This is a genomic window from Stenotrophomonas sp. MMGLT7 (assembly GCF_021168555.1).
Taxonomy (GTDB): Bacteria; Pseudomonadota; Gammaproteobacteria; order Xanthomonadales; family Xanthomonadaceae; genus MMGLT7.
The window spans coordinates 241,867-256,052 of the sequence record NZ_JAJOZS010000005.1 but is presented as its reverse complement, the minus strand read 5'-3'; the positions used below and the strand labels follow the sequence as shown (position 1 = coordinate 256,052).

9 protein-coding genes and 1 pseudogene are annotated in these 14,186 nt (G+C 70.6%); 2 read left to right on the top strand and 8 right to left on the bottom strand.

Annotation, left to right across the window (positions count from 1 at the left end; genetic code table 11):
* Positions 1–270: 270 nt before the first annotated feature.
* On the top strand, positions 271–2,448 hold the full coding sequence (locus tag LRX76_RS09225; protein ID WP_231804340.1) for a methyl-accepting chemotaxis protein: 2,178 nt from the start codon (positions 271–273) through the stop codon (positions 2,446–2,448).
* A 44-nt stretch (positions 2,449–2,492) separates the two neighbouring features.
* Here LRX76_RS09225 and LRX76_RS09220 read toward each other — a convergent pair whose 3' ends face one another.
* The 3 genes from LRX76_RS09220 to ttcA all read right to left on the bottom strand — a co-directional run bounded on the left by LRX76_RS09220 (position 2,493) and on the right by ttcA (position 5,375).
* A complete protein-coding gene (locus LRX76_RS09220; protein WP_231804338.1) occupies positions 2,493–3,293 on the bottom strand; it encodes a SprT family zinc-dependent metalloprotease in 801 nt (266 codons plus the stop codon).
* Positions 3,294–3,513: 220 nt separating this feature from the next.
* Entirely contained in the window at positions 3,514–4,422 is a 909-nt protein-coding gene (locus LRX76_RS09215; protein WP_231804336.1) for a recombination-associated protein RdgC, read from the bottom strand.
* A gap of 62 nt (positions 4,423–4,484) precedes the next feature.
* Positions 4,485–5,375: a tRNA 2-thiocytidine(32) synthetase TtcA gene (gene ttcA / locus LRX76_RS09210; RefSeq protein ID WP_231804334.1), complete on the bottom strand. Its 891-nt coding sequence runs from the start codon at positions 5,373–5,375 to the stop codon at positions 4,485–4,487.
* Positions 5,376–5,820: 445 nt separating this feature from the next.
* On the opposite strand from ttcA, the pseudogene LRX76_RS09205 reads away from it, so the two are divergent.
* Positions 5,821–6,024: pseudogene (locus tag LRX76_RS09205) on the top strand (DUF465 domain-containing protein).
* A gap of 769 nt (positions 6,025–6,793) precedes the next feature.
* On the opposite strand, the gene ald reads toward LRX76_RS09205, so the two are convergent.
* The 5 genes from ald to LRX76_RS09180 form a co-directional block, all read right to left on the bottom strand.
* Positions 6,794–7,906 (bottom strand): alanine dehydrogenase, encoded by a 1,113-nt coding sequence (gene ald, locus LRX76_RS09200; protein ID WP_231804332.1) that lies wholly within the window; start codon positions 7,904–7,906, stop codon positions 6,794–6,796.
* A gap of 725 nt (positions 7,907–8,631) precedes the next feature.
* Complete coding sequence (gene plsB / locus LRX76_RS09195) at positions 8,632–11,295, bottom strand: glycerol-3-phosphate 1-O-acyltransferase PlsB (protein ID WP_231804330.1); 2,664 nt, start codon at positions 11,293–11,295, stop codon at positions 8,632–8,634.
* Positions 11,295–12,233, bottom strand: a complete 939-nt coding sequence (locus LRX76_RS09190; protein WP_231804328.1) for a hypothetical protein — start codon at positions 12,231–12,233, stop codon at positions 11,295–11,297. Before LRX76_RS09190 ends, plsB begins: the two co-directional genes overlap by 1 nt.
* A gap of 268 nt (positions 12,234–12,501) precedes the next feature.
* Positions 12,502–13,227: an orotidine-5'-phosphate decarboxylase gene (gene pyrF / locus LRX76_RS09185; RefSeq protein ID WP_231804326.1), complete on the bottom strand. Its 726-nt coding sequence runs from the start codon at positions 13,225–13,227 to the stop codon at positions 12,502–12,504.
* Complete coding sequence (locus tag LRX76_RS09180) at positions 13,224–14,123, bottom strand: 5'-nucleotidase, lipoprotein e(P4) family (RefSeq protein WP_231804324.1); 900 nt, start codon at positions 14,121–14,123, stop codon at positions 13,224–13,226. Before LRX76_RS09180 ends, pyrF begins: the two co-directional genes overlap by 4 nt.
* Between the last annotated feature and the right edge of the window lie 63 nt (positions 14,124–14,186).

The following is a 14,186-nucleotide window of genomic DNA, read 5'->3' as shown; positions in this document are numbered from 1 at the left end:
CTCGTGGTTGCTGAGCCCCGGCGGCCGATCGGCATCTGCTGCACCCCTGCTGGGAGCGTGGACGTGCTCCGGGCGCTTCGGCTGCGACACCAGGACGCAGCCTGGGCGCATCCGATCCGGTCCCGCGGCGCTAAACCACGGGCATGCCCGGCCGATAGACGGTAGGCGACCCGTACGCCGCGGCTCCCTGTTCCCGACTTGGCACGCCAACGACACGATCAGGCCCGGACGCCCGGCCCACATACTGTTGCCTTCCGGGAGTCTGCCCGCATGAAAACCTCGACCCGTTCCCTGTCGCCCACCGGACGGCGGCGGCTGGCGCAAAAATGGGGCGATCTGCGCCTGGCCACCCGCCTGCACCTGCTCAACGCGATCTCGATCCTGGGACTGCTGGCGATCTGCGCCTATTCCGGCTACAGCATGCGCACCTCGCTGATGGCCGAGCGCGAAGACGCCCTGAGCCAGATGATGGATGCCGCCACCCACGCCGCGCAGCACTACGTGCAGCTGGCCACCGACGGGCAGATGAGCCGGCAGCAGGCGCAGCAGCAGGCGCTGGCGACGCTGCGGCAGATGCGCTACGGCAAGGACAGCTACTTCTTCGCCAACGAGGTGCTCGACGACCGGCGCATGCGCCGGCTGATGCACGGCGGCGACGACAAGCTGGTCGACACCATCGCCGACGGCGATGCCGACGCCGAGTTCGTGCGCCTGGTCCGCAGCCAGGGCGGCGGCACGATCGAGCTGCTGTTCCCGCGTCCCGGCAGCCCCGAGCCGGTCGCCAAGATCAACGAGGTGCGCGGGATCCCCGAGTGGAACTGGATCATCGGCTCGGGCATCTACATCGACGACGTGCAGGCCGCCTTCTGGAAGCAGATGCTGCGGCTGGGCGGCATGTTCGCGCTGATATGGGCGCTGCTCAGCGGCGTGAGCTGGCTGATCACCCGGTCGATCACCCGGCCGCTGCAGCGCGCCACGCAGATCACCTCCGACATCGCCGCCGGGCGCTTCGGCAACGCCATCGGCGACACCGCGCGCGACGAGGTCGGCCAGCTGCTGCACAACATGGACCGCATGCAGCAGCAGCTGAAGGCGGTGACCGAGGCCCAGCTCGAGATGGCGCGGCAGCACGACGCCGGCATGATCAGCTTCCGCATGGACGAAACGCGCTTCCCCGGCGAGTACGGGCAGCTGGTGCGCGAGACCAACGCCTTCGTCGGCTCGCACGTGGCGATGGAGATGCACCTGCTCGACATCATGGGCCGCTACGCGGTCGGCGACCTGGCGCCGGACCTGGAGCGCTATCCCGGCGAGAAGGCCGCGCTCACCCGCACCATGGACACCGTCAAGCACAACCTGCAGGCGATCAACGCCGAGATCAAGCGGCTGGCGCAGGCCGCCGCGGCCGGCGACTTCGCCGTGCGCGGCGACGCAGGCCGCTTCGAGCACGACTTCGCCGCGATGGTGGTGGACCTGAACGCGATGATGGACGTCAGCGACGCCAACCTGGGCAAGCTCTCCGCCCTGCTCGGCGCGATCGCCGACGGCGACCTGCGCGCGCGCATGGAGGGCGAGTTCCAGGGCGTGTTCGCGCAGATGCGCAACGACGCCAATGCCACGGTGCAGCGCCTGACCGGCATCGTCGGCCGCATCCAGCAGGCCTCCGGCGCCATCGACACCGCCGCCACCGAGATCGCCGCCGGCAACGAGGACCTGTCGCGCCGCACCGAGCAGCAGGCAGCCAATCTCGAGGAAACCGCCGCCTCCATGGAGGAACTCACCTCCACCGTGCGCCAGAACGCCGAGTCCGCCCGCCAGGCCAACCAGCTCGCCCAGGGTGCGGCCGGGGTCGCCCAGCAGGGCGGCGAGGTGGTCGGCCAGGTGGTCACCACCATGTCCGCCATCGAGACTTCCTCGAAGAAGATCGCCGAGATCATCTCCGTCATCGACGGCATCGCCTTCCAGACCAACATCCTCGCCTTGAATGCGGCCGTGGAAGCGGCTCGCGCCGGCGAGCAGGGCCGCGGCTTCGCCGTGGTCGCCTCGGAGGTGCGCACCCTGGCCCAGCGCTCGGCCAATGCCGCCAAGGAGATCAAGGGCCTGATCGACGATTCGGTCGGCAAGGTCGCCGACGGCTCGGCGCTGGTGCACGAGGCCGGCAAGACCATGGGCGAGATCGTCACCTCGGTGCAGCGGGTGACCGACATCATGGCCGAGATCTCGGCGGCCTCGCAGGAACAGTCGGCCGGCATCGAGCAGGTCAACCAGACCGTGACCCAGATGGACGAGACCACCCAGCAGAACGCCGCGCTGGTGGAGGAAGCCACTGCCGCCGCACGGGCCATGGCCGAGCAGGCCAGTCAGCTGAGCGAGACCGTGTCGGTGTTCCGGCTGCAGGCCGGGCCGGTCCCGGCGGAACCGCCGCTGCGGCTGGCGGCCACGGCCTGAGCGCCGCGGTCCGCATGGAGCCGGGCCGGCTCCGCAGGCCACCGTCAGGAGGGAGGAAGCGGTTCGACCGACTGCAGCCGCCGCAACTGCGCCTTGAGCTGGCGGCCGTGCTGGTGGAAGTAGTCGCGCTCCTGCCGCCAGCCCGGGAAGCGCATCTCGACCTCGTGCCAGAACGCCGGCGAGTGGTTGGCCTGGATCAGGTGGCACAGCTCGTGCACCAGCACGTACTCGAAGGCCGAGGGCCGCCCCAGCACCAGCGCCAGGTCCAGCGCCATCGAGCCATCGGGGGCCAGCGAGCCCCACTGCGAGGACATGGTCTTGTAGCGCACCGCGCGCGGCGCACGCGGCAGCGACGGCAGGTACTTCGGCAGCCAGCGGCCGACGTCGGCACGCGCCTGCGCCTCGTAGAAGTCCTTCAGCGCGCGTCGCAGCGCTGGCTCGCCCGCGCGCACCGGCAGGTGCAGGTGCGCGATGCCGTCCTCGACCTCGATCCGCGCATAGCGCGACTCGTGCCAGTGCACCGGCAGCCGCTCGCCGCGCAGCGGCAGTTCGCCGGGCTGGCCACGCTGCAGCGGCGCCAGGCTGTCGGCCTGCCGGTAGTGCGAGAGCTGCAATGCCAGCCAGTCGCGATGCTCGTGCAGGAAACGCTCGCCGGCCACCAGGCTGGCGCGCGGCGGCAGGGTCAGCCGCGCGCCGCGCTCGTCCACGCTGAGCTTGATGCGGCGCGCACGCGGATCGCGCACGCGCAGCACCTCGATCTCGCGCCCGTCCAGGTGCAGGCGCACGCAGTCGCGCTCGACGACCCGCGGCGGCTGCGCGATCAGGCGGTGGAGGAAGCTCGGCATGCGTCACAGCATACGCCGGGACGGTTTGCCGGCGGATGTCCGGGCATTCCCAAGGTGGGTGCAGCGGTGCCGGCGGGTCGCGGTGGCCCGGGAATGCGCAGGCGAGCCGCCCGTACGAATGTAGGAGAGACTTCAGTCGCGATGAGGCTTTACGGGTAGAGCCCCATCGCGACCGAAGTCGCTCCTACGGTCGCTCCTACGGGAGATCGCGAACAGGTTCTCAGGTCTCGGCCTTGCTCAGCTTCAGCGCCTCTTCCAGCAGCAGGAACAGCCGCCGCACCTCGCCGCTCATCAGCGCGAAGCGCGCGTCCAGCTCGGCGCGCACGCCATCGGCGTCGCTGTCCTCCAACTGGTCGAGGGCACCGTCGAGGAACTTGAGCTTGCGGATCACCAGGTCGTCGCCGAGCACGAAGGAGACGTGGTCGTCCAGGTTCAATGCCAGCTTGGTGACCTGCTTGCCGGCCTCCAGGTGCTTGTCGATCTCGTCGCAGCGCAGTTCCTGGTGCTGGCACTTGACCACCGCGCCGCCCTCGATCGGGTCCTTCATCTCGCACTCCTCGCCCAGCGACAGACCCTCGGGCAGCGGCTCGCCGGCGATCCAGCCGGTGAGGATCGAGCGCGGCGCGACCTCGGCGTTGAGCGGCAGCGCCGGGAAGCTGCCCAGCGCGCCGCGGATCTCGCTCATCACGTTCTCGCCGCTCTTGCGGCTGGAGGTGTCCACCGCGACGTAGCCGTGCTGCAGGTCGAGCATGGCGTCGGTACGCGAGGACTTGACGAAGGCGCGCGGCAGCAGCTCGTGCACCAGGTCGTCCTTGAGCCGCTTGCGCGCCTTGCCGCCGGGCTTGCGGCCTTCCTTCTCCTCGATCTCGGCCAGCTTGCGCGCCAGCAGGTCGTTGACCACAGAGCCGGGCAGGATCTTGTCCTCGCCGCCCACGGTCAGCCACAGGAACTCGCCGATGCGGTGGCTGAGTACCTCCTGCTCGTCGCGGCCGAACGGGGAGATGAAGCCGCGCGAGGACATCTCCAGCGGGCCGACCGGCTTGAGCTTCACCTCCGGCAGCAAGGTGTCGATCTCGGAGAAATCGATGGTGGTGGGGAAGCGGAACAGCGTCAGGTTGCGAAAGAACATCTAGGTACCGGGATTGGGGATTGGGGATTAGGGATTCGGGATTCGGGCGGCGGTGGGAGGGTCTACGTGTCCCCGACCCCGGCCTGGCTGACCGGCGCGTCGGCCTGCCCCGCTCCCTCGCGATGGCCCAGCGCGAGGAAATCGAACAGCCGCGGGTCGGCCAATTGCGCGGGCCGCACGTCGGCCAGCGCACGCGCGACCTGCTCGACACGGCCGGGACTGTCGCGGTCCCACTGCCGCAGCATCTGCGCGATCCGGCGCCGCTGCAGGTTCTCCTGGCTGCCGCACAGGTTGCACGGGATGATCGGGAAACCCCGTGCCGCGGCGTAGTCGGCGATGTCGTGCTCGCGCACGTACGCCAGCGGCCGGATCACCACGTGGCGGCCGTCGTCGGACAGCAGCTTGGGCGGCATCGCCGCCAGCCGGGCGTGGTGGAACAGGTTCATGAAGAAGGTCGCCACCGTGTCGTCGCAATGGTGGCCCAGCGCGATCTTGCTGAAGCCGTGCGCGGCCGCGTGCGCATACAGCGCGCCGCGGCGCAGGCGCGAACACAGCGAGCACATCGTCGCGCCCTCGGGAATCACCCGGCTGACCACCGAGTAGGTGTCCTGCTCGATGATGTGGAAATCCACGCCGAGCGCGCGCAGGTAGTCCGGCAGCACGTGCGCGGGAAAGCCCGGCTGCTTCTGGTCCAGGTTCACCGCGGTGATCGAGAACGGCACCGGCGCCCGCGCCTGCAGTTGCAGCAGCATGTCCAGCAGCGTGTAGCTGTCCTTGCCGCCGGACAGGCACACCATCACCCGGTCGCCGGCCTCGATCATGCCGTAGTCGGCAATGGCCTGGCCGACCTGCCGGCGCAGCTGCCGGCCCAGCCGGGCGCAGGCGCGATCGCCGCCACCGGCGGCGGGGCGACGGCGGGCGCGCGGATCGGGCAGGGGGATGACGGCACTCATGGACCAGCCATTCTAGCCGCCCGCCGTCGGCACCGCCGGGCGGCCGGTAAGCCGGCGCTCATGCCGTGAAGGCGATGAACAGGCCGCAGCGGACGGCATGCCCGGCACTGAATTTCCCAACTGCATGCGCGGCAGTGAACGGCGGCAGCGCCAACGATCCCTGCCCGTTCGATTTCCGAGCTGCCTATGCGGCAGCGAACGCTGCGTCCGTTGAGCAGGTTGTAGCCTGCGCTTTTCCGAGCTGCCTGCGCGGCAGTGCGTAGCCTGGGCAAGGCCGAAGGTCGCACCCGCGACGACGCTCGCGGCCGGGGGCATCGTCCCGGGTGCGCTGCGCTTGTCCGGGCTACCGGATTCCGTCGAGGCGGGCCTTGCTTTCCCGCTTGCATCGCATCGGTCGCCCGCTGTCGGCAAGCCACGGGACGGTGCGCCGGTGTAAGCTCGACCGGTGAGCCAAGATCCCGCCGACATCGCCCAGCGCCTGGCGCAACTGCGTTGCGAGCACCGCGCGCTGGACCAGGAGATCGCCAGCCGCGTGGCCGACCTGCAGGCCGACGAGCTGGCGCTCAAGCGGCTGAAGAAACGCTAGCTGCAGCTCAAGGACTGCATCACCCGGCTGGAAAGCGCGCTGATCCCCGACGAACCGGCCTGAGCCGCAGCCGACGCGCTGCCGGGCGCCGGGCGCCGGTTGCACCTGGACCTGGACCTGGACCTGGACCTGGACCTGGACCTGGACCTGGACCTGGACCTGCGGGAGCCTCCGACGAAACGCGCCATTCCCGCGGCTTTTCAGCAGCCCAATGGCCGGTCAAGCGGCGATCCAGTGGCTTGACCTTCAACTGGACGAAAGCCGCTGGGTCCCCGCCTTCGCGCACTGCTGTCCTGGGAAGTTTTCCTGCCTGGCGGCGAGGGCTTGCGGCAGAGGCCTTGCGACCTCGCCAGAAACAGCGGGACTCGGGCCGTGGGCCGCCCTCCCAGCACTCGTCGTCCCCACGCAGGCGGGGACCGAGTGCCTGTGCCTTGGAAGGTGCAGCTACCGGGAGACTGCGTAGCTGATCGATTTCACCGCGCAAGTCGCCGGATCCCCGGCCTGGGACGACGAGTCGATACTTCCGGGCCGGAGCCATCCACTCCGGCTGGCAGCTGGCCGGATCCTGCGTTTTCATCGGACGGTAGTGCGCCTTCGCGGGTACGGCGGGAATGGTCCCCTTGGTCGCTCTGCTGCATCCCGGCCTGCACCATCCTCCCGTCACCATCCGCCGGTGCCGGCCCGCCGTCCACTCGGCGGCCGCCAGCGGCGCATCCGAGCCGCCAGCGTGCGCGCGGCAGTACCGCCGCCATCGCGCCGGCACGACGGCGGCCCCCCGCGTCCGGGGAGCCGCCGCCGGCCCTGTCCTCCTCTCCCCGCAACAGGCGCTGGATCAATCCAGCGCGCGCACCGCCGGCACGTACTCGTAGCCCAGCGCGTCGGCGACCGCCTTGTAGGTGACGTGGCCGGCGTGGACGTTCAGGCCGTTGCGCAGGTGCTCGTCGTCCAGCAATGCCTTCGCGCCCTTGTCGGCCAGCTGCAGCGCGTGGGGCAGGGTGGCATTGGTCAGCGCGAAGGTCGACGTGCGCGCGACGCCGCCGGGCATGTTGGCCACACAGTAGTGGATGATGCCGTCCACCTCGTAGGTCGGGTTCTGGTGGGTGGTGGCCCTGCTGGTCTCGAAGCAGCCGCCCTGGTCGATGGCCACGTCCACCAGCACCGAGCCCGGACGCATCAGCCCGAGCTGGCCGCGCGCGATCAGCTTGGGCGCGGCCGCACCCGGGATCAGCACCGCGCCGATCACCAGGTCGGTGTACGGCAGGCGCTCCTCGATGGCGTCGCGGGTGGAATAGATGGTGGTCAGGCGGTCGCCGTAGACCTCGTCCAGGTACTTCAGCCGCTCCAGCGAACGGTCCAGCACGGTGACGTGCGCATTCAGGCCCATGGCCATGCGCGCGGCGTTGATGCCGACCACGCCGCCGCCGATGACCAGCACCTCGGCCGGCTTCACCCCCGGCACCCCGCCCAGCAGCACGCCGGACCCGCCCTGGGCCTTTTCCAGCGCGTGCGCGCCGGCCTGGATCGACATGCGCCCGGCCACTTCGCTCATCGGTGCCAGCAACGGCAGGCCGCCCCTGTCGTCGGTGACGGTCTCGTAGGCGATCGCGGTGGCGCCGGAGGCGACCAGTGCCGCGGTCTGCGCCGGATCCGGCGCCAGGTGCAGGTAGGTGTACAGCAACTGGCCGGGGCGCAGCATCGCGCATTCGCCCGGCTGCGGTTCCTTGACCTTGATGATCATGCCAGCGCGCCGGAAGATCTCCTCGGCCGTGTCGACGATCTCCGCGCCGGCCCTCAGGTACTGCTCGTCGGTCAGGCCGATGGCGCTGCCGCCGCCGCGCTGCACGATGACCTGGTGGCCATGCTCGGCCAGTTCGCGCGCACCGGCCGGGGTCAGGCCTATGCGGTACTCGTGGTTCTTTATTTCCTTGGGGACGCCGATCAGCATTGGGGTAACTCTCCACGGACAAGTCGTATGTGGCTCGCGCAACGGAAACGCCCGCCCGCGGGCCGGGGTCTTCCCGGCCACGCGGTTGGCGGGCGCCGATGTAGCGAAGGCAGCGGTCGATGCGCTGCTTCACGATGGGCGGCGACGGCGCGATGACGCCGCCGCCGGCACCGACCGGCAGGTTGCCATCACGAAGGACGCAGGTGAATGCGGCGCAGGCGCGCGGGGCCGGGTCGAACGCGCAGATCGGACCAGGTCGGGAGGGCGATGAGGCTCTCGGCAAATCCCCGGGATGGCGTGACTGCCGGGAAAAGCACCGGGAACGAACAACCGTGGATCGAAACGGTGGGACCCGCTCATGCCGGGAAAATCCGAACCCGCCGGCGTTCGATTCGAATCCCGCTGTTGCCAAGTCAATAGTGCGACGCTGCTGGCGCGGTTCCGCACCGATGGCACGGGCAACCTCCCCGGACAGCGGCGCACGCAGGGCGGGAACGGCGAATCCCCGACGACTCAGGCCTGCGGCGCCGGCTCCTCGATCTTGGCCGCTTCCGGGCCGACCCGCTCGATGGTGTGGCGCAGCTCGCGGCCGAGGATGAACTTGGCGTCCTTGGCCCGCGCCTCGACTCCAGCCGAGGCGCCGCGATGCCGGTCGCGTCGCCACGCGCCCGCATGTCACCGCCGGCCCCGGGGACAACCCGCTCCCAACCTGCGCGCCTGCCGGCTCAGGCCTGCGGCGCCGGCTCCTCGATCTTGGCCGCTTCCGGGCTGACCCGCTCGATGGTGTGGCGCAGCTCGCGGCCGAGGATGAACTTGGCGTCCTTTGCCCAATCGTCCAGGCGATGGTCGAACACCAGCTTGCTGTTCTCGTCCGGCCACACCAGCTTGAGCTCGCGCAGCTTGTGGATGAAGCCGCGGAACAGGGTCTTGTCGAAGAACTCCGGCGCGGCCGGCGCGTACAGCAGGCTCAGCCGCTGCGCCGCCTGCTGGCACAGGCTCTCCAGCTCGGCCGCGCCGAGCGTGCCGGGGCCGTTCTTCACCAGCACCGAGATGGTGATGTAGTAGCGCTCGAATGCCTGCTGCAGCGAATGGCCGATCGCGCGCAGGCGGAACACCTCGTCGGTCTGCCCGGTGTTGCGCGCCAGCATGCCGCCGTCGTCGTCGCCGACGTGCTGCAGCAACCCTTCGCGCACGAACACCTCGATGGTGTGCTCGATGCGCGCGGCGAACTCGTCCTCGCTCCACGGCAGGAACAGCTCGGCCTGCAGGAACGGGTACACGCTGCGCCCCAGCCGCACCAGCGTGGCGCGGCTCATGCGGCGGTTGTTCTGGAAGCAGCACGCCACCCACGAGGAGGCGGTGAACAGGTGCAGCACGTTGTTGCGGAAGTAGCTCAGCAGCACCGCGGTATCGCCGCTGACGCTGAGCACGTCGCCCAGCGGGTGCTTGATGCGGCTGAGCACGTTGATGTGCTCGGCGTGGGCGATGATGCGCTCGGGCGAGTGCGGGGTGACGGTGACCCGGTCCGAGTACGGCCGGTCGGCCAGCAGCTTCTTGCACAACTCGATCTGCGCGATCAGGTCGGCCTCGCCCATGGCGTGCTTGGGCGTGGACAGCAGCGCCAGCGCCAGCAGGTTGATCGGGTTGACGTCGGCGGCGCCGTTGATGTGCACCTGGATCTGCTCGGCCAGGGTATCGACGGTGTGCGACAGCCAAGCCGGCTTGGCGTCCTCGGGGATCGGCTCGCCGTTCCACTCCGGCGCCTGCCGCGCCAGCACCTCGTTGAGCGCGATCGGCTGGCCGAAGTTCACCACCACCTGGCCGAAGTTCTGCTTGAGCACCTTGGGGATGCCCCACAGCAGCGCCCAGATCGACTCCTTCTCCTTGGGCCGGCCGGACAGCTCGTCCAGGTAGCTAGTGCCCTCCATCAGCTTCTCGTAGCCGATGTAGATCGGCTGGAACAGTACCGGCTTCTTCGGCTGCCGCAGGAACGCGCGCAGCGTCATCACGATCATTCCGCCCTTGGGCTGCAGCAGCCGGCCGGTGCGCGAGCGACCGCCCTCGACGAAGTACTCGATCGAGTAGCCGCCGCCCACCAGCTGCGCCACGTACTCGCCGAGCACCGCCGAGTACAGCGCGTTGCCGCGGATCGAGCGGCGGATGAAGAACGCCCCGCCCTTGCGCAGCAGGGTGCCCACCACCGGCAGGTTAAGGTTGATGCCGGCCACGATGTGCGGCGGCACGATGCCGCGCTCGTACAGCAGGTAGCTCAGCAGCAGGTAGTCCATGTGGCTGCGGTGGCTGGGCACGTAGATGATCTCGTGCCCGGGCGCGGCTTCCTTGAACTTGTCCAGGTGGTGCACCAGCACGCCGTCGTAGATGCGGTTCCACACGTGGGTGAGCAGGAAGCTGGCCGAGCGCACCACCGGGCTGGAGTAGTCGGCGGCGATCTCCCAGGCATAGGCATGGGCCTTCTTCCAGGCCTCGGAGGGGGTGCTGTTGTCGCGCTTGGCCTGCGCGGCGATGGCCTCGCGCACCGGCTCGGACTCGAGCACCTTGCCCACCAGCAGGCGCCGGGTGGACAGGTCCGGGCCGATCACCGACTCGCGGATGCGGCGGAAATGGGTGCGCAGCACGCGCTGCAGCTTGCGCACGGTGCGCTCGGGATCCAGCCCCTCGTCGACCGTCTCGCGCACCGACACCGGCGGCGAGAAGCGCACGATGGTGTCGCGGCCGTTGAGCAGCACCGCCAGCAGGCGGCGGAAGCCGCCCACCAGCGCCCAGTTCTCCGAGAACAGCACCGCGAACCAGCCGCTCTGCTTGTCCGGGGCGCGGCCGACGAAGATCGACACCGGCACCAGGTGCACGTCCATCTCGCGGCGCGCGCGGTGGGCATGCAGCAGCCGCGCCAGCGAATCGGAGTGGGTCTTGGCGCCGCGCTGCTCGGGGATCAGCGAGTTGCTGGAGCTGCGCCGCGACAGCGCCAGGTAGGCGCGCTTGCGCCCCAGCGGGTCGCCCGGCAGCGGCACCAGCGGCGAGGGCAGCCCGGCCTGGCGGCAGGCCTTGTCCAGGATCAGCGCGTTGGACAGGCCGTAGTCCTCGAGCACGTAGACCACCGGGCGGCCGTCGTCGTACTGGCCGGGGTCGTCCGGCTCGATCTTCAGGCCCAGCCACGGATCGACCAGCCAGCCCAGCAGGCGCGCCCACAGCGGGCGGCGCGCGCCGCCACGGACGGCGGCCGCCGCCTCGAGCGGAGGCGCGGTCGCGGTGGCATCGGTCGCAGCCGGGGCCTGCTGGGTGGTCTCGGCGGCGGGCGCGGCGGCGGCATCGTCCGGGCCGGGGCGTTCGCCCGGGAAGGGCAGGGGATTCTGTTCTGGCATCTTCATCATTATGGCTCAGGCGTCGATGCCGGCGCCGCGTCGGGCCCGGCGGCGGCATCGGCCTGGCTCGCAGTCGCGGCGGCCGCGGCGATGCGCTGCTGCAACTGCGCCACTTCCTGCTGGGTCTGCGCCAGGTACCAGTGGCGGCCGCGGCGAACCATCGACTCGCGCAGGTCGATCTCGCTGCCGGCCAGCGGGTAGCGAATGCGGACGATGGCGCTGTCGCCGTGCTGCTCGATCACGCCCGCGCGCAGCTGCACCAGGTTCAGGTCGAGGCCGTAGCCGGCCAGCACCGCCTTGAACTCGGCCATGAACGGGCCCAGCCGGCGCAGGCTTTCCTCCATGCCGGCCTGCTGCAGGTCGGCGTCGGAGGCCAGCCCGGTACGCCGCGCGGCGGCGGTCAGGCGCGCGATCGCGGCATCGGCATGGGCGCTGTCGCTCAGCGGCGCCTGTGCGGCCCAGCGGCTCAGCGCCGCCACGACCTGCAGGTAGTGCTCGCGCTGGGTGGCGGTGTAGTCGCCCTGGTGGGTCAGGTACTGCACGCCGAACAGCCCCAGCGAATTGGCCGCCTGGCGGATCGCCGCGCCCTGCCCGGCGAACTGGGCGCGGAACGCCCGCTGCAGCGACTGCTCGGCGCCGGGCGCCGACAGCGTGGCCAGCAGGCCCGGCAACTGCCGCGACAGCGGCAGGTCGGTCAGTGGCCAGCGGCTCTGGCCGCGGCGCCAGGCCGATTCCAGCTGCGCGTACTGGTCCGGCGCCACCGAGGCGCGGGCGTAGCCGACCAGGTCGTTGTCGTGCAGGTGGCGGGCCAGCTGGCGCACCGCCTCGGCCGGTTCGGCGGCCTGCCCGGGCAGTTCCGGCTGGCGGCGCTGGCAGGCCGCCAGCAGCAGGCAGCTCGCCAGCAGGCCGAACCAGAGCAGACGCCAGGGAGGGGGGATGGCGGTCATGGAGGTGGGCGGATGGCCTGGGAACCCGCATCTTGCGTGCAGGCGGCCGGACCCAGCAAGCGCCGCGGTGCGCCCCCGGCAGGGCCGCAGGCGCGCCGCCGCGACAGAAAAACAAGGGGGCTCGCCCGCAGGCGGCCCCCTCAAAACCGGCCAGGGGCCGGAAGACTCGGTGGTGGCGCAATCCCGGCCGCGAGGCCGGATGGCGGGCATCCTACGCTGCCTGCGCAATTGAAGCAACACGTGAAGTTTTGCGATGCAACCCAATGAATTAATTGGGAATTGATTTGGCGATCTCGGCCTGGATGGCTTCCGCGGCGGCGCCCGGATCGCGCGCCAGCCGGATCGGCCGGCCGACCACGATAGCATCGGCGCCGGCGGCGAAGGCCTGCGCCACGCCGACCGTGCGCTGCTGGTCGTCGCCGACCGGGCCGCCGGGACGGATACCGGGACAGACGATGGCGAAACCGGGGCCGGCGGCATGGCGGATCGGCGCGGCCTCCTGGCCCGAGGCGATCACCCCGTCGATGCCGGCGGCGCGGGCCGTCAGCGCGCGCTCGACCACCACCTCGACCGGCGCGCGGTCGATGCCCATCTGCGCCAGGTCGGCGCGGCCCATCGAGGTCAGCACGGTGACCGCGAGCAGGTGCATGCCCGGGTTGCGGTTGGCGTCGGCGGCGGCCTCCATCATCGCCGGGTGCCAGCCGTGGATCGTGCAGTAGCTCACCGGCCAGTCCGACAGCCGGGCGATGGTGCCGGCCACGGTGGCGGGGATGTCGAAGAACTTCAGGTCGACGAACACCCGCTTCCCGCGCCGCGCCAGTTCGTCCAGCACCTGAAAGTACTCGCCCGAGGCCAGCAGCTCCATGCCGATCTTGTAGAACGACACCGCATCGCCGAGGCGCTCGATCCACTCCACAGCCTCGCTGCGGCCGGGCACGTCCAGGGCGAAGATCAGCCGCTCGCGCGGGCCCAGCGACAGCGGCGCGCGGCTCATCGCGCCAGCTCCAGCGCGGCGCGCTTGGCCTGGCGCCGCTGCTCGCGCGGCTGCGCCCAGTCGTTGCCGAAGAGCGCCGGCTCCCAGCCGCCGTAGCTCGGGTTGGGCAGCATCCACCAGCGCTCGCCGAACCAGTCGTGGTACTGCTGCAGCAGCTCGCCGCGGCCCTGCGGGGTGTTGGACACCACCTGCACGAAATCGCCGAGCTGGTCGCCGAACTGCATCAGCACCCGGTACTTCTGCCCGGCCAGGCGGCGGCGGCAGTCCTTCTCGCTGCCGTTCTGCTCGCAGCCGGGCAGCACCGTGCCCAGGCCCAGGAACACGCTGTCGTCGGCCACCGGCAGCCCGGCCTGGCGCAGGTTGGCCAGGGTGGCCTCCTTCAGGTGCACGGCGCGGTTGGAGATGTACAGGATGGTCACGCCCCTGGCGTCCGCGGCCCTGGCGAAATCGACCACGCCGGGCACCGGCCTGGCCTTCTTCTCGGCCACCCACTGGTCCCAGCTGAGCTCGTCGTATTCCTTGCCGTCGTGGATCAGGCGCGCCTGGTAGGGCGAGTTGTCGAGCACGGTCTCGTCCACGTCCATCACCACCGCCGGCTTCAGGCCCTTGACGGCGTTGTCGCGCTCCTCGGGCACCAGCGCGTCCCAGTTGGGCTGGCGCAGGGCCTCGTCCAGGCGGTCGGCGGCGGCGCGGTAGGTCTGCTCGGCCAGCGCGCGGTACTCCTCCGAGCGCTGCATCCACAGCACCGCGTTGAGGTTGTCGTCGGCCGCCTGCGTCGCCGGCGCGGTTGCGGCCGGCGCGGCCGCGGGCGCGGGCGGCGGCTCCGCGCGCTTGCAGGCGGAGAGCGCGCTGGCGAGCGCCAGGGCAAGGAAGGAAGTCGCGAGAAAACCACGCATGCGTCGGCAACCGGCTGGGAACAAGCGGGCGATTCTAGCGCCTCGGCATGTCGCCGATCCGGC